A 20,642-nucleotide genomic window follows, 5' to 3' on the forward strand; every position below is an offset into this window, starting at 1 on the left:
TATTTTTTAAATTACTTTCCCATGTGAATCTATTTCTCCCCTGCGTATCCTGGTTGAAGATATGGGCTTACCATCCTGGGCCAGTACCATGTTAATGGTGATTATATCTAATGGTTTCATTCCTTTATCCCGGCGTATCTGGTTTATTTTTCTGGCGGTTGCTTCGGTTTCTGAACTTACCACAATGGCATCTATGGAGTCATCATCCACTGTGGGGCCATAGTGCTCTTCTAAACGGGCTATAATGTAGTTGGATCGGTTTTTAAGCAGAGAATTCAAATTGGACATTCTCACATCACAGGGCTCGATTTCCCCCTTGAGACCACCGAATTCATCAGAAGTGACTCCAATTAATATTTTATCCCCTATTTGAAATGCTGTTTCTATTAAAAGACGATGCCCTTCGTGGAATTTATCAAAAGTGCCCCCTACTGCAACTTTATTATATCGTTTAGATGTCATTTGTGATTATCCTTAACATTGATTGAAATTATTATTCAAATTTATAGTAAAAGGTGAGATGAGTGATTCATAATTGGGTACTCTGACTGTAGATATCTTGATTATGTGGTGGGCAAGATAATAAACTATGCTTTTGGAACACAATGTGGTGGTAAAGGATCCACTCAGGATAGGTCTTCGTTTTGCATCATGCTACCCTAATCTTTACAGGAGTGCCATGTCTTCACTGGGTTTCCATATCATCTATGATTTTTTAAACCATCAGGAGGATGTTTACTGTGAGAGGGTGGTTTATCCTTATGGTAAGAGTCTGGAAACCGGTTCACCCCTTAAAGATTTTGATGTTGTGGGTTTTTCCCTCCAGTATGAACAGGATTACCCTCATGTTCTGAAAATGCTCCGTGAAGGGGGTTTAAATGTTCGAAAAGATGATCGTGAGGCAGATGATCCTCTGGTTATAGCCGGTGGTCCCTGTGCTAGTTCCAATCCTTTACCCATGACCCCCTTTGTTGATCTTTTCCTGGTGGGTGATGGTGAAACCATCCTACCAAAATTTTTGGATAAACTGAATGAACTGGACAATCCCAGTCGGGAGCTTGATGCATTCCTGGAGGTTGAAGGGCTTTTCATACCCGGTAACAAGGTGAAATTAGTTCAGGTGGATGATATGAATGATGCCTGGCGTCCCATAAAACAGGTTTATCCAGAAACAGATGATAAAGAGTTTATCCCTGCCTTCGGAAGATCATTCCTTTTGGAGGTTTCCCGAGGATGTGCCCGTGGTTGCCGTTTTTGCATGGCAGGATGCCTTTACCGACCCCGCAGAGAGGCAAATATTAAAACCCTTATCCGAACTGCTGAGGAAGGTAGGAAAGCCACTGGACTTGACAAGATCGCCCTTATTGGTGGTGCTGTTTCTGATTACTCTCAAATTGAAGAGTTGTGCAGTGAACTACTCCAGCGTGATTTCCAAATTACCACTCCATCTTTACGTGTTGAATCTGTTTCCAGGGATCTTCTGGAAAGTTTAAAGGAAAGTGGGCTTAAAACCATTACCATTGCCCCGGAATCAACTTGGAGACTGAGAAAAGTGGTAAATAAACCCATCACTGATGAAGATATTCAGAGAACCATGAAAACTGCATTTGATATGGGCTTCAATGTTAAACTATATTTCCTGATAGGATTGCCAACAGAAACAGATGACGACATAAACGATATGTTGAATCTTGTAAGGGATCTTGAAGCTATGGCCCCCCATCCTAATTCTGTCAGAGTAAGCATCAACCCATTCATACCAAAACCACACACACCATTCCAGTGGGCTGATTTCAGCCTCCAGGATGTGAAATCCAAGACCAAATATCTGAAGAAAAAATTAAAAAACAGACACTTCAAGGTGGAAAATCCCAATAAATCTCTGATACAATACATTTTGTCAATGGGAAACTCTAACTTAAGTGATGTTATTGAAGAATCATCCCAGAAAAAAATCTCCCTGGGAAGATGGAAAAAATTAACCCCACACTGGACTATGGAAAGTGAATTTCCCTGGAAAAATATAGATGTGGGAGTCACTGATGAATTTCTTTTAAATGAATATGAAAAAGCATTACATGGTGATACAACACCCTGGTGTGAGACTTTCGGATGTTACCAGTGTGGGGCTTGTCAGCAAATAAGATCATAATCATATCACCTTATTTATTAGATGATAATTAACTATAGATCATATTCTAAACTGTTAGATTCCCTCACAAAATAAAAATCATATTATAAAACCCCAAAATTATGGTAATTATCATGAAACCCGCTAAAAGAGTAGAGTCCCTTGATCTATCCGGAATACGGAAAATGTTCGATATGGTGGGAGAGGACTCCATCAACCTGGCACTGGGTGAACCTGACTTTGACACCCCACCCCACATACGTGAAGCAGTTAAAGAAGCCTTAGAGGAAGGATTCACCCATTACACTGGTAACACCGGGATCATTGAACTGCGGGAAGCTATTTCCCATAAATTACGGACTGAAAACCATATCCCCACCACCCCGGAATCAGTTATAGTTACGGTGGGGGCCAGTGGAGCATTATACTCCAGTGTCAATGCACTTGTAGAAGAAGGAAATGAAGTTATCATTCCTGATCCTGGTTTTGTGGCCTATGATGCCTGTGTAAAGATATCTGGTGGTAAATCTGTGCGGGCACACCTCAAGGATGAGAATGATTTCAGAATGATACCAGAAGATGTGCTGGAACAGGTCACCCCCCGTACCAAGGTCATTATAATGAATTCACCGGGTAATCCTACTGGTGGTGTACTGGAAAAGGAAGATGTTAAGGGTTTGGCTGATATTGCTGATGATCATAACCTGATCCTGATTTCTGATGAGATCTATGAAAAGATCATCTATGGAAAAAAACATTACAGCCCAGCAAGTTACTCTGATAATGTTATAACCATTAATGGGTTTTCCAAGACTTATGCCATGACTGGTTTCCGCATAGGATACCTATCAGCGCCATTAAAATTAACGGAAGAACTCCTGAAAGTACACCAGTACACTGTTACCTGTGCCACTTCATTGTCCCAAAAAGCTGCCCTGGCAGCCCTTCAGGGACCCCAAGATGGTGTACAGAGAATGGCGGAGGAGTTTAAAAGAAGAAGGGATCTGGTGGTGGGCAGACTACGAGGTATGGGAATTGATTGCAAAAAACCGCAGGGAGCATTTTACGTCTTCCCCCCCATAGATAACCCTGAAAAGTTGGTAGAGGAAGCTCTTAAAAAGGATGTGGTGCTGGTTCCTGGAACCTCTTTCGGTAAGTATGGTGAAGGCCACTTCCGTATATCCTACGCAACTTCATACGAAGATCTAAAGGAAGCTATGGATCGTTTGGAATCCCTAGATTTCTGATGATACTCTAATTGATTTTTTAATCCCTACTTTCAAATCACCCTACTACTTTTTCTTTTAATCCCTAACTTTCCAATTATCCCATAATCATTTTCCATTTAATTCCCTACTTTTTAATCACCCCATAATTATTTTTCTATTTTTTCCAATGTTAGACTAGCCTAGAAGAATTAGATGAATCTAACATTATTTTTAAAGGAATTAGGCTTTCCTAACACGTTAATTGAGGGAAAAAGATATATATAGCCTCCTTCATATCTACATAAACTCAATAAGGAAATCTCATACCCCCCAGGAAGGTAAACATTTTGGCAAACGAACTAGACATAGAAAAAATCAAAGGTCTTTCACAGGAGGAAGCTGCCCTTAAAATAAGAGAAGAAGGATACAACGAGCTTCCCTCCGCTGATAAAAGATCAGTTCTAACCATTGTTCTGGAAGTGGTTCGTGAACCCATGTTCCTCCTGTTGATTGCCTGTGGTATCATTTACCTGGTTTTAGGAGATCTGGAGGAAGCACTGATGCTTTTAGGCTTTGTTTTTGTGATTATGGGCATTACATTTTATCAGGAACGCAAAACTGAACGCACTCTGGATGCCCTGCGGGATCTTTCCAGTCCCCGTGCTCTGGTAATACGTGATGGTCATGAGGAGAGGATTGCAGGTAGAGATGTGGTTACCGGTGATATCATCATCCTCAAGGAGGGTGACCGGGTGCCTGCTGATGCCGTGATATTATCTTGCACTAACCTTCTCGTCAATGAATCCCTCTTAACCGGGGAATCGGTTCCCGTGCGCAAAGTACAGTGCGGAGAAGTGATGGAAATGCATCCTCCGGGCGGTGATGGTCTTCCTTCAGTTTACTCAGGGACCCTGGTGGTGCAGGGGCAGGGTGCTGCCCAGGTGATGTCCACTGGTCTTAACACTGAAATGGGACATATAGGTAAAAGGTTACAGACTCTTGAAACTGAAGACACTTCCCTCCAGAAGGAAACACGGATATTGGTGCGTAATTTTGCTCTGGTAGGAGTTTTCCTTTGTGCAGTGGTAGTGGTGATATATGGTTTCACCCGCACCGACTGGCTTAATGGTTTCCTGGCTGGCATAACCCTGGCCATGGCCATCCTTCCAGAAGAGTTTCCAGTGGTTTTAACCATATTCCTGGCTCTGGGTGCCTGGAGAATATCACAGAAAAAAGTACTCACCCGACGTTCCCATGCCATTCAGGCCCTGGGTTCCACCACAGCCCTTTGTGTGGACAAAACCGGGACTTTGACCCTGAATCAGATGTCAGTTGCTAAGATCATGAATGAAAATGATTTTTACCAGGTAGACCCTATTAAAACCTACCACCTCCCAGGAGAGTTCCATGAACTCATTGAATTCAGTATCCTGGCCAGTCAAAGAGACCCCTTTGATCCCATGGAAAAATCATTAAAGGAGTTTGGAAATCAGACTCTCCATAAAACTGAACATCTACATGAAGACTGGCACTTGGTGCATGAATATCCATTATCCCAGGAACTCCTGGCCATGTCCCATGTATGGCAGTCTCATGATGGTGAAGATTACATAATAGCTGCTAAAGGTGCTCCTGAAGCTGTGGCTGATCTTTGCCACCTACCCCCTGATAAAATAGATAAGTTATTCCAGCAGATATCAACCATGGCCAGTGATGGTTTAAGGATCATTGGAGTGGCCAGGGCTTACTTTAAAAAGGCAGACTTACCTGGCAAGCAACATGATTTTAACTTCGAGTTTTTGGGCTTGGTGGGATTCATGGATCCGGTACGTGAAGAGGTGCCCCAGGCTGTGCAGGAGTGTTACCAGGCTGGTATCAGGGTGGTGATGATCACTGGAGACTATCCTGGAACTGCTAAAAATATTGCAAAGAAAATAGGACTCAAAAAACCGGATAAAGTCATAACTGGGGATGAACTGGAAAAGATGGATGATGACACCCTTTCTGAAAGGGTGAAGGATGTTAACATCTTTGCCCGTATGGTGCCGGAGATGAAGTTACGTCTGGTGGAAGCCCTTAAATCAAACGGAGAAATAGTTTCAATGACTGGAGATGGAGTTAATGATGCTCCTGCCCTTAAATCCGCCCAGATAGGCATAAGTATGGGTGGAAGGGGTACTGATGTGGCCAGGGAAGCATCTTCCCTGGTTTTATTGGAGGATGATTTTTCATCAATTGTGGCTGCGGTGAAGATGGGCCGTCGCATCTATGACAACCTCAAAAAAGCCGTTGCCTACATTTTTGCAGTGCATGTTCCCATTATTGGGATGTCACTTTTACCAGTGGTATTTCAGTGGCCACTGGTTCTTTTCCCAGTGCAGATCGTGTTTTTGGAACTCATCATCGACCCTGCATGTTCCGTGGTTTTCGAGGCTGAGCCTGCTGAGAAGAATGTTATGAACCGGCCCCCGCGTAACTCTTCTGAAACTCTGTTTAACAGGGAAACCATTGGGATGAGCATTTTACAGGGAATAGTAGTTCTTCTGGTGGTTTTAACAGTCTACCTTTTAAGTTTAAATGCCCAGGGAGTTGCCAGTGCTCGGACACTCAGCTACACCACACTGATCTTTGCTAACCTGGCTCTGATACTCACCAACCGTTCCTGGTCCCGTACCATCATCCAAACCCTCAGATCACCCAACAAAGCACTCTGGTGGGTGATTGGTGGTGCCCTGTTATTCCTGGCTATGGTACTCTATTTCCCACCCCTGCAGCAACTCTTCCAGTTCTGCCCCCTTAGCCTGGAGGAGATCCTAATATGCTTCTTTGCAGGTTTTGTAAGTGTGATATGGTTTGAAGGTTTTAAATGGTGGAAAAATAGCATGAAAAACAAATTATAGTCTAATATTGCAGCAGAGACTAATGGTTCTCTTCAACACATTTTTTATGCTTCCACTCACATATTATATTGAGAAAATTAAATTTGAAAAAAATTTCCAAGAAATAAAACATCTAGGAATACCTGAAGATATTTTATTTTAAAATATAATAATTAATTGAGATAAGATTAATCATAAATTATTTGAGGAATCATTTATGAATTACCCCTTCGCCCGTCGTATGAACCAGATCCCCCGATCTTTTGTTAGGGAAATTTTGAAGGTCACTGAACATCCGGATATAATCTCTTTTGCAGGTGGACTTCCCAATCCCCATTCATTTCCTGTTGATGCCATTAAAGATGCAACATCGAAGGTTTTAACAGAAGAAGGAGAAAATGTTCTCCAGTACAGTACTACTGAGGGTTATGGTCCTCTCAGGGAACTCATAGCAGGAAAATATAGTGTTCATGGCCTAAATGTGGATGCTGATGATATCTTGATTACCAATGGCTCCCAGCAGTGCCTGGACCTGGTGGGTAAGGTTTTCTTGGATGAGCAGGATGGGGTTGTTATGGAAAAACCCACTTATCTGGCGGCAATACAGGCATTTGGTTTATATGAACCACAATTTTATTCTGTACCCCTGATGGATGATGGTGTTGATACTGCAGCCCTGGAAAATTTATTGTCATCTGAAAAAGTAAAGTTATTTTACAGTGTTACCAGTTTCCAGAATCCAACTGGGATAACTTATTCTGCAGATAAAAGAAAGGAAGTTGCAGAAATTCTAAAAGAATATGACACTGTTCTGGTTGAGGATAACCCTTATGGGGAGATAAGGTTCATGGGTGAAGATTTACCTCCCATCAAATCATATCTCCCTGATTCTGTTCTTTTCGGGACTTTTTCCAAGATCGTTTCTCCAGGGATGAGGATGGGCTGGATTGTGGCTCCCTCAGAAATCATGGAAAAACTCATCACTGTCAAACAGGCTTCCGATCTTCACTCCAACTACTTCACCCAGAGGGTGGTTTACCAGTATCTCCAGGATAATGATGTGGATAGTCATATTCAGAAGATAAAAGAGTTGTATAAATCCCAGAGGGACCAGATGGTCCAATCCATTAAAGATTACTTGCCTGATGATGTTGAATACACTAAACCCGAGGGTGGTATGTTTCTGTGGGTGACTCTACCACAAGATATGTCTTCTCTGGAGTTATTTGAATATGCCATCAAAGAAAAGGTGGCATTTGTTCCTGGTGATGCTTTCTACACTGATCATCCCCAGCACAATACCATGAGATTGAACTTCTCCAACAGTACCTCAGAACAGATCAAAGAAGGTATGATGAGACTGGGATATGCCATAAGAAAAATGAAAGAAAAAGAATAATCACCGGATTACAGGAAACTCATTGTGAAGGTGGGGGAATTGGAAGTAAGATATATATGCCCATTGATTACGGTAAAGGATATTGAAAAATCCAGAAAATTTTATGTAGAGGTTCTTAATCAGGAAGTTGAAATAGATCACGGGGCTAACCTGGCTTTTAAGGGTGGTTTTGCCATTCACGATATCGACCATTACCAGGGGCTTTTAGGAGATTCTGCACCGGTGAAAACTGATGTTGAAAAGAATTTTATGGAGTTATATTTTGAATCTGAGGATTTAAAGGGGGTTCAAGAAAAATTAGAATCCATAGGTTCTAAATTCATTCACGGTATCCGTGAACAGCCATGGGGGCAGAGGGTGATGCGGTTCTATGATCCAGATGGTTATATCATTGAAGTAGGGGAACCACTGGAATTTGTAATAAGGAGATTTGCTACCCAGTGTCTTTCCACAGAAGAGATATCTGAAAAGTCTTCCATGCCCATTGAATTTGTAAAAAAGGTTCTTGAAGAAAATATTTTAGAGTAAAAAAAACTATTCTACTAAAAACTATTCTACGAAAATAAAGCGCAGGGGACGGGATTCGAACCCGCGCGATCCAAAGGATCATGGGATTAGCAGTCCCACGCCGTACCAGGCTGGGCCACCCCTGCAAATGATTTATCTACTTTTCATGAAATGTATACCAATTTTTAAAAAAGTGGTGATCAAAACATTGTTTAATCTACTATTTAAAGACAAGGATTCACTCACATCTTTTAAATCTGATTTTGTATATGTTAAAACTATCTTTTTATAGTTGTGATCAAACTTTACTTAAAAGTTTAATTTGAAATGGGCACGCTCAAGGGTGGACAGCCCTCGTAACTGATGGTTATCCAGAAACTCAGCTCCGCCCCGTTGCTCCACAAGCATCAGCTGTTCAAAGTAGAGTTGCTCCTTTCCAGGCCTGACCCGTTCCCCTGGTTAAGACAGTTTACTCTGGCCCTCCAGCCAGAACCCTGCCACCACTAATCCTGCGGGACGAGGTTTCTACGCTTAGATCCTGGGCCAGCAACTATTCAAACTGCCGCCCCTTGAACTTCGACTGCACCATATAGGGGATGTGCGCTTACAGAGGACCCCTGACCCTCCAGTCTAGCCCAGTTATTGTTGGTTTTGCTGGTATTTTAAGGTTACGATTTTCAAAATTTCACCATTTTTAAAAACAATGCCCCTCTCATATTCCATATTAATCCACAACATCCTGACATGAATTATTTTTTTTCAGTTTTCGTCTATGTTATGGTGATTTTTTAAATTTAATTAATTATTATCCATTTTTGAGTTTATTGAGTTTATTTTATTTTGTTTACAACTAATAATTCATTTTAGAACAGTTCGTTAATTTAGAAACCGTTTATAACAAAAAATATATTGAACCAATGTCATATACTGTCTATTGATAATAATGCCATGTCGTGATGATTAGAAAAAGTGGAGGGAAATAATGAAAGCAGATGCTGTTAAAATTGGTGAAGGTGTGTACTGGATTGGTGTTATGGATTGGGATATCCGAAGTTATCATGGTTATACTCTGAAAGGGACAACTTATAACGCTTATTTGGTTTTTGGAGAAGATGAGGTAGTTATCATTGATAACACCTATCCTGGCTCTTCTGCACAGTTGTGGGGAAGAGTGGAAGATGCCTTCCAAAAAGAAGGGAGGGAGTTGAAAATTGATGTTATCATTCAGAACCATGTCGAACGTGACCATAGTGGTTCTCTGGGTGAAATTCACAAACGCTTCCCAGATGCCCCTATCTACTGTAGCCAGGTGGCAATTAACGGTCTAAAACAGCATTACCCTTCACTGGAAGATGCGGATTTCCATCCTGTTAAAACTGGTGACTCACTGGAGGTTGGTGGTCGAACCTTTGCTTTCCTGGATGCTAAAATGATTCATTGGCCGGATAGTATGTTCACCCTCCTGATGGATGAAGGTATCCTGTTTTCTAATGATGCCTTTGGCCAGCACCTTTGTTTAAAGGAGCGATATGACCATGAAATTCCAGAATACTTGTTGATGAATGCTGCTCAAAAATTCTATGCTAACCTGGTTACTCCAGCTTCCATGCTGGTGTTGCGCAAGTTAGAAGAGGTTGACAAGTTAGGATTGCTTGACAAGATCAAGATGATTGCCCCAGCCCATGGTCAGATCTGGACTGATCCTGCAAAGATCCTGACTGCTTACAGTAACTGGGCCAGTGGCCAGTGCAAGGATAAAGCCACCATAATCTATGACACCATGCATTACTCCACCCGTATGATGGCCCATGCCCTGGCAGAGGGTCTTATGAGTGGGGATGTGGAGGTGGAGATGTACTTCCTCCATGATGATGAACGCAGCGAAATAGTTAACGATATATTAGAGAGCAAAGCCCTGTTGTTAGGAGTTCCAACCATATTCAATGGCCCCTATCCAAGCTTTGGAGATCTGCTTTACTACTTAGAAGGACTCAGCTTCCAGCGTACCGGGATCAAAAGACTGGCTGCCACCTTCGGGTCCAAGGGTTGGAGTGGTAAAGGTGCGGTGAAAGTTGCTGAAACTCTAGGAAAATGTGGATTTGATATTCTGGACACCTTTGAGGTTACTTATGTGCCCACCAAGGATGAACTAGATAAATGTTACCAGATAGGTCAGGAAATGGCTCAAAAGATCAAAAAAATGTAATTTTATCTATGATTAATGAAAAAATTTCTTATAAATCTTAAAAAACATGATTAGGAGGGGAATTATGAAGTCATTGGAATTTGAAAGTGGTATGGAAAATGAAAAAAAGGTTATGGTGGCTATATTCTGGACTAACCGAAAGGCTGCTAGAACCGAAGGATGTGCTCCTTTTCGGATAAAGAAAATCGAAACTTCGAATGATATCTACACCCCTGATGGGAATAAATTGCTTAAATTGAGTGATGAAATCATGGAAGATATGGTTCAAACCCTTGATGCCGGTAAATCAATCCCTATGGAATTTGGTATTGGAGAAGAAAAATTAAACATCATTCTTGGTGCTGATTCATTTTCTGTTTCCGCAGAAAAAAGTCCAGAGATAGAAGAGGAGATAATTGAAAAACTGGAGATGGAATTTCCCAAGAAGTTCCCCAGTTTATGTGACTCTTTCAAACCCCGGGTAGTTCCTAAGAAATAAATAATTGAATCAGAAATATCCACTATTTTTCTTTTATTACTTATTCTATGCAGATATAATCCAAATTTAAGTCTTATGGGTTGATTTAATCAAAATAACCATCACACAAGTGAAATGGTTTAAATTAAAAAGAACTTCACAAAATTTGACTTTTAAAGTTTAATACACCTTATTATGTCTCCATCAGAAACAATACCCACCAGATCATGATTATCCAGCACTATTAACTGGTTTATGATCCCATCATCTGAACCGTATTCCTGCATCTTGTTCACCGCAGTTGACAGGTCATCTTCAGGCGAGACATATATCACCTGTTCAACCATTACTTCTCCCACTGTGGTTCCTAATTCATATTTATCCAGGATGAGATTATGGCCTAAATCTGTGGCAGTTACTATTCCCACCAGGGTCTCCCCGTCTACTACAGGTAATGAACTTATTTTATGTTTCATCAGCTTTTCAAAGGCAAATACAACATCCTCATTAGGAGGTACAGTTATAACCTTACTGCTCATCACATCCTTAACCTTTAGTTTCAACATTGTCTTCACTTCCATAGGTTTTTGTAATTTCTTCAATAATGGATTCAATGGTAGTTGTGATATCTATGTTCTCAATAACTGGCACATGATACTTGTTAGCCTGGCTCTCGAAATATTTATGAGTCCTTCGAATAGCACCGAAATAGTTCATATACCTTTCAAGAGGCCTTCTAGCCCATTGTTGCCTGCATCTCGAGTAGAATCTTCCCTTATGGACTTCTTCATCTTCAAGTGTTAAGATGAACATGTGTACATTGTGTCTGGAAACCAGATCTTCTCTGATGAATCCGGGTACGATGTGAACACCTTCAATAACTATGCTGATACCTTCAGTTATGGAACGTTCAATTACAGCCTCCACACCAACACTCACCGTGTCCACATGGTCTCTGAAACCAATGAGAACCTCATCTAGTTCTGGTGGTGGGGGTATGCGCAGGGAGCGGTAAGCAGTGTAACTTGATTCATACAGTGTGGGTAGAAGTTCCTTAGATGAAGTTTTCCGCATTACCTCACGGATCATGTCCGTGCTGATCATGTTGCGGATTCCCAGACGATTAGCCACCTCAAATGCAATGGAAGAAGTTCCTACTCCTGAAGAACCCCCTACTAGAATTACTAAGGGGTCCTGACACTTTCTGATCCTTTTCCACAAACCATACTGGGATGCTATTTCACTGTCCTCCTCTTTAAGCCTTTGGCGAACGATAGTAACTAGATCATCCAGTTTAATAAGGGTGACACCATCCTTTTTGAGTTGGGCTTCAATCTGTGAAGAGAAGGTGTAAGCTTTATTGGGATCCATCTCTGCACGGGTCAGGGACCTGGCCAGAACACCCTTTGAAAAGGGTTCCCGGTATTTTTTACCACTCACTTCTCCTTCAACCATGATCATTGTTTATCTCACCTCAACAAGGGGGGATCGTGGAAACATAAAAATCAAAATATTATTTGTCAACATCATTTAAAACATTTTCTGTGGTGATTTTTTTATCCCTTAAATAGAGAAGGGTAAATCTCCAACTTAAAGTTTAATAATTCCAGTTTCGATTTTTTCCTCATCAGGAGAATCAGGAATCTTAATTAAACAGGCGTGACCATGGGAAAGTTCTCCCGGGTTTATTATTTGAGTATTTCCTATCTTATCAATGCCTCTGGCTTCATGTATATGTCCACAGATATTTATGGTTGGTTGCAGTTCTTCAATTATTTTACGGAGACTTTTACTTCCCACATGCTCCCCTGAAGGTAACAGGTCCGTTTTGGTGCCATAAGGTGGTGCATGAGTGACAAAAAGAGTTATTTTCTCATTTTTAACACCTTCAAGGGCTTTTTTAGCCTCATCGTAGATCTGAATCTCTTCAAATTCCAGGGGAGTGTTAAACGGTGTTGGATTAGACCCTCCAAAACCACACACTCCTATATTTTTTATCACCATACCCCTGGCGTGGAGGTTTACAGCCTGGGAGTTGTCTATGTTGATATGGAGTGACTCTGGATCGCAGTTACCTGGGATTGCCAGTACCGGGATTTGGAATGAAGAAATTTCATTTAATATGTCCTCCCCTAACTCTGCTGGGCCGAAATGGGTTATGTCACCTGCTATTATTATCAGATCCACCTTGTTATCCTTGAGATAATTCCGTATTGGTTTAATATTTCCATGAAGATCACTGACAGCCAGAATTTTCATTGGCATCCTCCTGTATCACTCTACTCTTTTTTTTATGAAATTTTGTCAAATAAAAGTAAGATTGAACTGTTAAACATTTAAGTAAGTTAACTATTAACATCTGTAGATTCTATTAAACATCTTCTTCCCTTTCTTTCAACTGTTCTTTAAAGAACGATGAAAGTTCTTGAAGACTTTTTTTGAGATTTTCTTTATCCCCATATACTGATATCAGATCATCTTCATCAAACTCAATTATAACATTGTGATACTCGGCTATTTCCTGAACCCTATCTTCGGAGAGTGGTGCTTTGAAGTTAACACGAATCATTGAAAACCCAGAAGGAGCACCAACCACGAACTTGGAATCAGTTTTTTTCTGAGGATATACCACCTCTCCTCGGGAAGCTTTTAACAGTTTATTCATCCATTGAGAACTGTATTCTTCGCCTATACCATCAGCCAGGTTCATTAAGGTATTCTGAATTTTAGTTAAAAATTCATTAATTCTAGCTACTTCAACCTGTCTTTCAGGGTCGGTAGGATCCACCTTGTAAAAATTTATGGTGGTTTTGGCCATCTGTATGTTTTTAGTAACCTCTTTAGGAATTTCTGTTCCTTTTTTCTTAAGATCAGTTAAAAGTTCCACCAAAACCAGCCAGGTCTGTTCGGCAGGTAGTTCATTCATAAGTAACCTTCCAGGACCTGTTTGGAACGGTGATTGAGTTTGGCATCAGCTTCCTTAAGTTCTTCATCGATTTGTTCAAAACTCGTGTATGAGTCTAAAAACAGCACGTGAACACTTTCTGTGCCTATTATATCTAGAATTGCTATATCATCATTTTCATCAAGTGATTTATTTTCTATTGATGCCTTGTACTGTACAAAAGGACCATATTTTTCCGGTAATTCTTTGTATTTGAAAATTCCAGCTAGACTGGCTACGAACAAAAAAAACACCTCTTTTAATTTGGTATTAGATCAATCTTTTCAGAGATCAATCTTTTAGTTAGAATTAGTATTTAATCAGTATTTTGAAAATAAAAAACTTTTCTAAAAAAAAGAAATTAGAGGGAGAATGTGTTTATTCTCCACCGGTTATTTCATCTAAGTAACATTTGTCCAGAGCAGAGTCTGTGCAGATCTGGTGTGCGTCTACGGTTAGTTCTTCTTTAGGCAGTCCCATGGCCATTCCATAGAGTTGTGCCAGGTGGAAGACAGGGATTTCAAAGTCTGTTCCGAATTTTTCATTGACTTCGACTTGTCCCACGTCGAATTGAAGGTGACAGAATGGGCAGACATTTACAATGGCATCTACACCTGCTTCTCTCATGTTGGTGAGTTTTTCTTTGGTGAAATCAGCGGTCACGTCCAGGTCTCTGGATCTTAGGCCACCACCAGCACCACAGCACATCATTTTGTCTTTGTATGGGATTGATTTAGCACCAGTTACTTCCACTAATTCGTCAAGTATGGTTGGTTTCATTGGGTTATCTATACCTATTTCTGCGCTGGGTTTCAGGAAGTGGCAGCCATAGTGTACAGCTACTTTGAGGTTTTCCAGTGGGTTGGTTACTAATTCACCAAGTTTTTCCATTCCCACATCGTTGTAGAGAATTTCTGCGAAGTGTCGTACTTGGATTTCACCTTTATATTCGCGTCCTGCTTCTGCTAAGACTTTGTTGATCTTTTCCTTCATCTCTGCATCTTCATGTAGCATGTGGTTGCTTTCGAATAGAGATCCGAAACATCCATTACATTCAGTCATGATGTCGTTTCCCTGTTCTTCAGCTATGGTGAGGTTTCGGGCAGCGATGGCAGCCCAGGTAGTTCTGTCAAATGAACCAAATACTCCAGGTGCAGGGCAGCATGATGCTCCTTCCATGTCTTTAAGACCTACATCTAGTGCGTCAAAGAGTAATCTGGTGGATTTTTCGATACCTGGGTATCGGTTGTTCATGATACATCCTAAGAAGTATGCAAATTCTTGTTCAGCCATATTTATCACCTTAATCTATTGTTTCTGTTTCCCAGTTGTAGCCTATGAGGTTGTCGAATTGTGTGGCTTTTACTATGGTCTGGACTTCTTCCAGAGCTTCTGGGAAGCTGTGGGTTGTTGGTGGTAGTTCATCTAGGCCCACGCTTTTTCTGAGTTCCTTGGTTTGTGGGTTGATTGGTACACCGTGGCCAGTTTTAATTACGAAACTTCCCACCATTTTGTGTGCTTTTCCCATGTATCCTGCCTGGGCAGCGTAGTTTCGCACGATTTTCACTATGTCCACGATTTTAATACCTCTTGGGCATCTTTCCTGGCATTCGTAACAGGTAGTACACATCCATAAAGTATCATCAGGAATAACATCTTCTTTTAAGCCTATGAGGGATCTTCTAACTAATTGTCTTATCCTGTAAGGGGTTCTTCTTCCTGATGGGCATGCAGCAGTACAGGTACCACATTGGAAACATATTCCAAGTGATTCTCCACCAGCATCGATTATTTCCTGTTTGAAATTTTCATCTATGTCTGCTCGGGTTACTATGGCTTCATCCTTTTGCAGTAAAGTCATACTCTCACTCCTTTCTTTTTTTGGCTTTTTTTCTGATTTAACTGGTTTTTCAGCTTCAGCCTTTTCCGGTTTCTTTTCTTTTTTGGTCTCTGCTTTTTCTGCAGCAATTGAGTCTTTGGTTTTCTCTTCTGCCGGTTTATCTTCTACTTTTTCCGGCTTCTCTTCTGCTGGAACTTCGTTGGCTTTCTCTTGTGCTCTGGTTTCTTTTTCTTCAACCGGGGGCTTGTCTTTTTCTGATTTCACTGCTTCTTCTTTCTTTTCCGAATCATCTTCGCCACTAAATACGTTTTTCAAGCGTTTTAAAAAGCTCATTATCTTCACGCCCCGGTCATCCTACGGTTCTCTTGTAAAACCATGTGATTTCCAGTTCAAAATCTAGAGACCAGTATATATAAAGGTTGCTAAAAATTCACTTAGTGTCACCTTTTAGGTTACAGTAGTTTACTTCTGCTGATTTTTTTTTACTGTCTTAACCTGTCACATGTAAAAATGGGAAGAACTTTTCACGGATCGAACAACATATAATAGTACTAATAAATATCTCAATTAAACAAATCAATTAAATCATGTGTAAGAATGAGCAAACCACAACTTGATGTTAAAAGAATCTATGCCACTATTACAGTGGCATTTGCCTGGCTGCTATTTATGGCCCTGTGGCTTTTCTACTATGCCACTAATTACAATCTGATCCAAAACTTGGGCATTGGACTGGCCTTTCTGGTGGTAGCAGGAATAATCATTGGGGTAATGTGGGTGCCTTGGGCCATGAAGCAGGAATCAGCATGTTAGAGATAAAACTACACGACGGACCAGCCCGACAGGGCAAATATCAGGACATTGAAACACCAAATATTTTAAGATCAATCCAGGAATTAATGGTTGATGATGAACCCATGCCCTATGATGTTCCTAAAGAATTGGCAGAATGGTCAGTTCAAAATACCCTTAAAAAAGCTGAAAATGGAAAGGGCCTTGCTGTTATACACGGGTCTAAATATGTTAATCTTCGCCTTGAATGTGCTAATGCTCTTGAAAAAATGGGTTACCGCCTTTTCCTAGTGGCAAACTCTGAAGAACTTCTTAAAAGACCCCGTGATCTTTTAAAGATCATTATTAATCTCAGGGAGAATATGAATCCTAATTCAGCACTATTTTTCCCCTTTGCCAAGCTGGAATTCATACCCCTCTTGGTGTATCTGGGAGTGGATTTATTCAGCCTGACAACTGCAGATTTTTATGCCCAATTAGGAGTGATGATGACCCCCTGTGGTAATTATGATCTGAGAGAATATCCCTTGTATGATCTAAATCCAGAAGAACTCAAAGAGTACAACAGGAATTCTCTGGATTTTGTTTTAAGAGAGGTCAGAGCACATGTGCAGAATGGTACTTTGCGTAATTTAGTGGAAGAAAGGTGTTGTTCTTCTCCTGAGGCTATGTCTGCTTTAAGGATCCTGGACAGAGACTATGAATATTTCCTGGATAAGTATACGCCATTGTACTAACCCCACAATCATTATGCAGTTTACCTACTCTTTTTGACTCTGTCCATTTGATGCATAAAAATTAATTTTTTAATCAAAATTCTTTCATAAATCACAATTTTTTTTAATCACAACTCTTTCTTAACAGATTCAACTAGGTAATGGTATCTGCCAACTTCTTCAGTTCCACCAATGGTGAATCCATGTTCTTCCAATATTAACTCCACATCTTCAGGACTCAAACGGACATCAAAAGATGGTCCAGGTGGTCCCTCAACTTTGTCAAATTCCACCACAGCAAAGGTGCCTCCTGGCTTTAAAATTCTTTTTATCTCAGTTAAAACCGGTATTAACGTTTTTTCACTGGCAAATCCGTGAAGAACGTTGACCATGACACATTTATCAACAAGATCATCGTCTAAAGGGATACCAACAGTCATGTCTGCCTGTATCACTTCCATGTTTGTTATCTCATTTTGACTAGCCTCTTTTCTGAGACTATCAAGGCTGGGTTCATATGCGTCCAGTGCATAAACCCGTCCACTAGATTTAACTATTTTTGATGCGGCCAATGATATGTAACCATCCCCGCAACCAGCATCCAAAAATTTATCACCATTTTCTAACCCAATTGACTCTAGAATACGGTTAGCATCCAGAACACCACGGGAAGATTTACCATGATGTTTGTGGGTATGTTTTTCTGTTTGCATGTTCATCAATCTCCAATATTTGATTCATTAATATTTTTTTTCAAAGTTTACATTGATTTTATGTTGGTATTATCAATTTTCAGCCCTCAACCTATTTCTCGAAAATAGTAGAATTCCAACAATAAAGAGGATGATGGTTAAAATTAAAGCCCATCCCACCTGGTAGGCTATGGTGTCCCATCCACCCCCAAAGGTAAGAGTGGATCTGAGGGCATTTAGAACATGTGTCCAGGGCAATAGATCATAAATCTGGAAGGGTTGTCCCCATATATTGGCTATTATCACCTGTGGGAGTTGGAAGAAAGCTCCAACCAGAAAACTGGTGGGCACACATATCAGAGTTGCCAGGTTGGCAGCCTGACGGTCATTACGGGCGAATGCTGCTATAATCATCCCTAGAGATACTGAGGCTATTCCTCCAATGATCCCTACAAACACCGCCAGGAGGAGTGTATATAATCCACCCTGCCAGTGAAATCCTATTAATACTGCCACTGTCAGGAGAATGACTACCTGGGCAGCTGCTACCAGTGACCATGGTAACAGACCTCCAAATAGAAGGTCGAATGATGTCATTTTGGATAATTTTAGTCGTGCCAGGGTGCCTTTTTCCACTTCTCTGGTGAGAGCTGCTGCCACGGTGGTGGTGAGAAGTAGAATTGCAAAAACGATCATCCCTGGAGCCATGAAGTCAAAGGTGGTAAATGAGCCTGTGCCTGGGATGGCTTCAACCTGGCTGGAAATATAATTGTTGGCATCAATACCCGGACTTCCACTGGAAGCACTCTGTATTTGGCTGACGACTTTATCTTTATACTGTTCTAAAACACCGGCCAATATTCCCTGGCTAACACCAAATCCCACATATCCAGTATCTCCCCTGATAATTATGGTTGAAGTCACATTGGGTGATGTTGATGTGGAAGTGCTAGTTAATACCTGTTGCTGTAGAGTGCTGGTAATCAGAGAAACTACAGATTGTGAGAAGTTTTCTGGTATGATGAGCTCGGCATCAACATCCCTCTGTTTAAGTTTGTTATCTGCATCAGTTTCCGTAGTTTTAGTGACGTTGAAAATGTGCACATCTGTGTTTTCGTACTTGGAATCCTCTAAGATTTTGGTCATATTATTACCAAAATTCATATGTTCCCCTGTTGAGGGCATGGTAGCGCCTTTATCATAGTTAACAACCGCTAAGTTGTGGGGCTGGTTACTCTCACCCATTCCTCCAAAGGCAAATCCAAACACTAGCATGAAAAATAGTGGGAACAAAAGAATCATTGCCAGACCTCTGCGGTCGCGTATGAGTTCTTTGAAATCTTTTTTGGCTATGCTGATGAACTTCATTTTTACTCCCTCAAACCGGTTCCAGTTAACTCTATGAAAACATCTTCTAATGTGTTTTGTCGCATGGAAAGGTCAACTACACGAACTCCAAGAATTTCCACCTCAGCCATTATCCTGGGAAGTTTTCCAACAACATCCAGGGCCCGGATATTTATCTGACCATTCACTTCGACAACAGATTGAACATCTTCCAATTTTCTAACTGCAGTGATCACTTCCTGATTCTTTTCAGGGTCTGAGATCTTCATTTCCACCACATCTCCCTCTCCTATTTCCTTCTTGAGGTTGGAAGGTGTGTCCAGTCTGAGCAGTTTTCCATGGTCAATGATGGCAACACGATCAGAAAGTCGGTCTGCTTCATCCATGAGGTGAGTGGTTAATATGACAGTTTTTCCCTCATCATCACGCAGACTGCGGATGTAATTCCATAAAACCCGGCGTGATTGAGGATCTAGGCCTTCTGAGGGTTCATCCAAAACCACGATTTCTGGTTCGTGAACCAGTGCCATTGCCAGGTTCAAACGGCGTTTCATACCTCCAGATAGTTGTGTGACCACGGTGTCTGCCTTGTCTGTTAAAAAAAGATCATCTAACAGTTTTTGAACCCTTTCATTTAGTTTATCCTTGGGTACTTCGTACATATCTCCAATAAGAGTCAAACTTTCCTTGCAGGTTAGATGTTCCCATAGTACCAGTTCCTGGGGGCATATTCCAATGGTTCCCTTCTCTATCTTCTGCACTTCTTCTTCATCAATGAATACCTGTCCACTGGTGGGGCGTAGGAGTCCCACCATCATGCTGATGGATGTGGTTTTCCCTGCTCCGTTGGGTCCCAGGAATCCGAAAACTTCGCCACGATTTATTTTAAGGTTGAGTTTCTCCACTGCCCTGAAATCGCCAAAATCTTTGGTGAGGTCTCGAGCTTCCATAATAACTTCATTCATGTTATTACCTCTAAATTAAGCCTCTAATTAGTGATTGATTAAATAAATTTCAACAATTCTACCACCATATTTATTCTTACAACTTGATAAGAACAAATTCAAATCTTCTAAGGTTTGGATATTATTACCAAACTCAATTACCAAACATTCCATAATATCTAACTCAGACTATATTTAACTCTATTAATGACTGTGAATATATACTAAAGATACTGGTGATATTTTATGATCGATAGAATTGAAGTTAGCATGATTAATGAATCCGTGCACAACTTCCGTAAGGGAGAGTTTGGAGTGGAATCCATCGAAATCCATGAAAAACGTGGTTTAATAGAAATAATTTATGTATCTCAAGAAACCGGGACAAAAACCGTGTTAATTCCACTGGAAAATGTTGAAAAATGCGAATTCATCCGTAAACTAGATTTAAAGGGAGATTAATTGAATGTTCTCCTGGATTGGAAAAAAATAATAATCCACTGAACCGGAAAGAAAGAAACGAGAAAAAACAAAAAAAGCATCAAATCAGATAGAAGGTTCATCAGGCAGTGTTTCAGGA

At 40.8% G+C, this 20,642-nt stretch carries 21 protein-coding genes, 1 tRNA gene and 1 other RNA gene; 10 read left to right on the plus strand and 13 right to left on the minus strand.

Annotated features, from left to right (window positions below; all coding sequences use genetic code 11):
- Positions 1-6 precede the first annotated feature (6 nt).
- On the minus strand, positions 7-462 hold the full coding sequence (locus tag J2743_RS04645) for a phosphopantetheine adenylyltransferase (protein ID WP_209625405.1): 456 nt from the start codon (positions 460-462) through the stop codon (positions 7-9).
- Between the two features lie 127 nt (positions 463-589).
- Here J2743_RS04645 and J2743_RS04650 point away from each other — a divergent pair, with 127 nt between their 5' ends.
- The 5 genes from J2743_RS04650 to J2743_RS04670 all read left to right on the plus strand — a co-directional run bounded on the left by J2743_RS04650 (position 590) and on the right by J2743_RS04670 (position 8,145).
- A complete protein-coding gene (locus J2743_RS04650) occupies positions 590-2,152 on the plus strand; it encodes a radical SAM protein (RefSeq protein WP_209625406.1) in 1,563 nt (520 codons plus the stop codon).
- A gap of 110 nt (positions 2,153-2,262) precedes the next feature.
- A complete protein-coding gene (locus J2743_RS04655) occupies positions 2,263-3,378 on the plus strand; it encodes a pyridoxal phosphate-dependent aminotransferase (protein ID WP_209625559.1) in 1,116 nt (371 codons plus the stop codon).
- A 308-nt stretch (positions 3,379-3,686) separates the two neighbouring features.
- On the plus strand, positions 3,687-6,239 hold the full coding sequence (locus J2743_RS04660) for a cation-translocating P-type ATPase (RefSeq protein WP_209625407.1): 2,553 nt from the start codon (positions 3,687-3,689) through the stop codon (positions 6,237-6,239).
- A gap of 196 nt (positions 6,240-6,435) precedes the next feature.
- Positions 6,436-7,617 (plus strand): aminotransferase-like domain-containing protein, encoded by a 1,182-nt coding sequence (locus J2743_RS04665; RefSeq protein WP_209625408.1) that lies wholly within the window; start codon positions 6,436-6,438, stop codon positions 7,615-7,617.
- Positions 7,618-7,656: 39 nt separating this feature from the next.
- On the plus strand, positions 7,657-8,145 hold the full coding sequence (locus tag J2743_RS04670) for a VOC family protein (protein ID WP_209625409.1): 489 nt from the start codon (positions 7,657-7,659) through the stop codon (positions 8,143-8,145).
- A gap of 40 nt (positions 8,146-8,185) precedes the next feature.
- On the opposite strand, the gene J2743_RS04675 is transcribed toward J2743_RS04670, so the two are convergent.
- Both J2743_RS04675 and ffs read right to left on the minus strand, forming a co-directional pair.
- Positions 8,186-8,270: transfer RNA gene (locus J2743_RS04675), tRNA-Ser, on the minus strand.
- 179 nt (positions 8,271-8,449) lie between these two features.
- Positions 8,450-8,765: signal recognition particle sRNA (gene ffs, locus J2743_RS04680), an RNA gene on the minus strand.
- A 341-nt stretch (positions 8,766-9,106) separates the two neighbouring features.
- Here ffs and J2743_RS04685 point away from each other — a divergent pair.
- Entirely contained in the window at positions 9,107-10,330 is a 1,224-nt protein-coding gene (locus J2743_RS04685; RefSeq protein ID WP_209625410.1) for an FprA family A-type flavoprotein, read from the plus strand.
- 64 nt (positions 10,331-10,394) lie between these two features.
- Positions 10,395-10,808, plus strand: coding sequence for a hypothetical protein (locus J2743_RS04690; protein WP_209625411.1), 414 nt, complete (start codon positions 10,395-10,397; stop codon positions 10,806-10,808).
- A gap of 152 nt (positions 10,809-10,960) precedes the next feature.
- Here the strand turns inward: J2743_RS04690 and J2743_RS04695 are convergent, their stop codons facing one another.
- The 7 genes from J2743_RS04695 to hdrC all read right to left on the minus strand — a co-directional run bounded on the left by J2743_RS04695 (position 10,961) and on the right by hdrC (position 15,904).
- Positions 10,961-11,353, minus strand: a complete 393-nt coding sequence (locus J2743_RS04695) for a CBS domain-containing protein (protein WP_209625412.1) — start codon at positions 11,351-11,353, stop codon at positions 10,961-10,963.
- The gene (locus J2743_RS04700) at positions 11,334-12,248 is read right to left on the minus strand and encodes a 2-phosphoglycerate kinase (RefSeq protein ID WP_209625413.1); all 915 of its coding nucleotides are present in this window, start codon (positions 12,246-12,248) and stop codon (positions 11,334-11,336) included. Before J2743_RS04700 ends, J2743_RS04695 begins: the two co-directional genes overlap by 20 nt.
- A gap of 129 nt (positions 12,249-12,377) precedes the next feature.
- The gene (locus J2743_RS04705; RefSeq protein ID WP_209625414.1) at positions 12,378-13,046 is read right to left on the minus strand and encodes a metallophosphoesterase; all 669 of its coding nucleotides are present in this window, start codon (positions 13,044-13,046) and stop codon (positions 12,378-12,380) included.
- A gap of 112 nt (positions 13,047-13,158) precedes the next feature.
- On the minus strand, positions 13,159-13,713 hold the full coding sequence (locus J2743_RS04710) for a DUF2096 domain-containing protein (protein WP_209625415.1): 555 nt from the start codon (positions 13,711-13,713) through the stop codon (positions 13,159-13,161).
- Positions 13,710-13,976: a DUF749 domain-containing protein gene (locus J2743_RS04715; protein WP_209625416.1), complete on the minus strand. Its 267-nt coding sequence runs from the start codon at positions 13,974-13,976 to the stop codon at positions 13,710-13,712. The genes J2743_RS04710 and J2743_RS04715 overlap by 4 nt, the downstream gene beginning before the upstream one ends.
- A gap of 133 nt (positions 13,977-14,109) precedes the next feature.
- On the minus strand, positions 14,110-15,024 hold the full coding sequence (hdrB, locus tag J2743_RS04720; protein WP_209625417.1) for a CoB--CoM heterodisulfide reductase subunit B: 915 nt from the start codon (positions 15,022-15,024) through the stop codon (positions 14,110-14,112).
- 10 nt (positions 15,025-15,034) lie between these two features.
- Positions 15,035-15,904, minus strand: a complete 870-nt coding sequence (gene hdrC, locus J2743_RS04725) for a CoB--CoM heterodisulfide reductase subunit C (RefSeq protein WP_209625418.1) — start codon at positions 15,902-15,904, stop codon at positions 15,035-15,037.
- 264 nt (positions 15,905-16,168) lie between these two features.
- Here hdrC and J2743_RS04730 point away from each other — a divergent pair, with 264 nt between their 5' ends.
- Positions 16,169-16,384 (plus strand): hypothetical protein, encoded by a 216-nt coding sequence (locus J2743_RS04730; RefSeq protein ID WP_209625419.1) that lies wholly within the window; start codon positions 16,169-16,171, stop codon positions 16,382-16,384.
- Positions 16,345-17,100: an archaeosine tRNA-ribosyltransferase gene (locus J2743_RS04735; RefSeq protein WP_342451631.1), complete on the plus strand. Its 756-nt coding sequence runs from the start codon at positions 16,345-16,347 to the stop codon at positions 17,098-17,100. The genes J2743_RS04730 and J2743_RS04735 overlap by 40 nt, the downstream gene beginning before the upstream one ends.
- Positions 17,101-17,207: 107 nt before the next feature.
- Here the strand turns inward: J2743_RS04735 and J2743_RS04740 are convergent, their stop codons facing one another.
- From J2743_RS04740 to J2743_RS04750, 3 genes are all read right to left on the minus strand, one after another.
- Entirely contained in the window at positions 17,208-17,792 is a 585-nt protein-coding gene (locus J2743_RS04740) for a class I SAM-dependent methyltransferase (protein ID WP_209625420.1), read from the minus strand.
- A 72-nt stretch (positions 17,793-17,864) separates the two neighbouring features.
- Positions 17,865-19,139, minus strand: a complete 1,275-nt coding sequence (locus tag J2743_RS04745; protein WP_209625421.1) for an ABC transporter permease — start codon at positions 19,137-19,139, stop codon at positions 17,865-17,867.
- 2 nt (positions 19,140-19,141) lie between these two features.
- Positions 19,142-20,083, minus strand: a complete 942-nt coding sequence (locus tag J2743_RS04750) for an ABC transporter ATP-binding protein (protein ID WP_209625422.1) — start codon at positions 20,081-20,083, stop codon at positions 19,142-19,144.
- Positions 20,084-20,308: 225 nt separating this feature from the next.
- On the opposite strand from J2743_RS04750, the gene J2743_RS04755 reads away from it, so the two are divergent.
- Entirely contained in the window at positions 20,309-20,524 is a 216-nt protein-coding gene (locus J2743_RS04755; protein WP_209625423.1) for a hypothetical protein, read from the plus strand.
- Positions 20,525-20,642: the final 118 nt, after the last annotated feature.

This window comes from Methanobacterium petrolearium, assembly GCF_017873625.1.
GTDB classification, from domain to species: domain Archaea; phylum Methanobacteriota; class Methanobacteria; order Methanobacteriales; family Methanobacteriaceae; genus Methanobacterium; species Methanobacterium petrolearium.

Coding starts and splice junctions, on each gene's coding strand:
- J2743_RS04710 (WP_209625415.1), bottom strand. CDS start 13,713: ATGAATGAACTACCTGCCGAACAGACCTGGCTGGTTTTGGTGGAACTT.
- J2743_RS04730 (WP_209625419.1), top strand. CDS start 16,169: ATGAGCAAACCACAACTTGATGTTAAAAGAATCTATGCCACTATTACA.
- J2743_RS04705 (WP_209625414.1), bottom strand. CDS start 13,046: ATGAAAATTCTGGCTGTCAGTGATCTTCATGGAAATATTAAACCAATA.
- J2743_RS04700 (WP_209625413.1), bottom strand. CDS start 12,248: ATGATCATGGTTGAAGGAGAAGTGAGTGGTAAAAAATACCGGGAACCC.
- J2743_RS04645 (WP_209625405.1), bottom strand. CDS start 462: ATGACATCTAAACGATATAATAAAGTTGCAGTAGGGGGCACTTTTGAT.
- hdrC (WP_209625418.1), bottom strand. CDS start 15,904: ATGAGCTTTTTAAAACGCTTGAAAAACGTATTTAGTGGCGAAGATGAT.
- J2743_RS04690 (WP_209625411.1), top strand. CDS start 10,395: ATGAAGTCATTGGAATTTGAAAGTGGTATGGAAAATGAAAAAAAGGTT.
- J2743_RS04750 (WP_209625422.1), bottom strand. CDS start 20,083: ATGAATGAAGTTATTATGGAAGCTCGAGACCTCACCAAAGATTTTGGC.
- J2743_RS04665 (WP_209625408.1), top strand. CDS start 6,436: ATGAATTACCCCTTCGCCCGTCGTATGAACCAGATCCCCCGATCTTTT.
- J2743_RS04755 (WP_209625423.1), top strand. CDS start 20,309: ATGATCGATAGAATTGAAGTTAGCATGATTAATGAATCCGTGCACAAC.
- J2743_RS04685 (WP_209625410.1), top strand. CDS start 9,107: ATGAAAGCAGATGCTGTTAAAATTGGTGAAGGTGTGTACTGGATTGGT.
- J2743_RS04695 (WP_209625412.1), bottom strand. CDS start 11,353: ATGTTGAAACTAAAGGTTAAGGATGTGATGAGCAGTAAGGTTATAACT.
- J2743_RS04650 (WP_209625406.1), top strand. CDS start 590: ATGCTTTTGGAACACAATGTGGTGGTAAAGGATCCACTCAGGATAGGT.
- hdrB (WP_209625417.1), bottom strand. CDS start 15,024: ATGGCTGAACAAGAATTTGCATACTTCTTAGGATGTATCATGAACAAC.
- J2743_RS04745 (WP_209625421.1), bottom strand. CDS start 19,139: ATGAAGTTCATCAGCATAGCCAAAAAAGATTTCAAAGAACTCATACGC.
- J2743_RS04740 (WP_209625420.1), bottom strand. CDS start 17,792: ATGCAAACAGAAAAACATACCCACAAACATCATGGTAAATCTTCCCGT.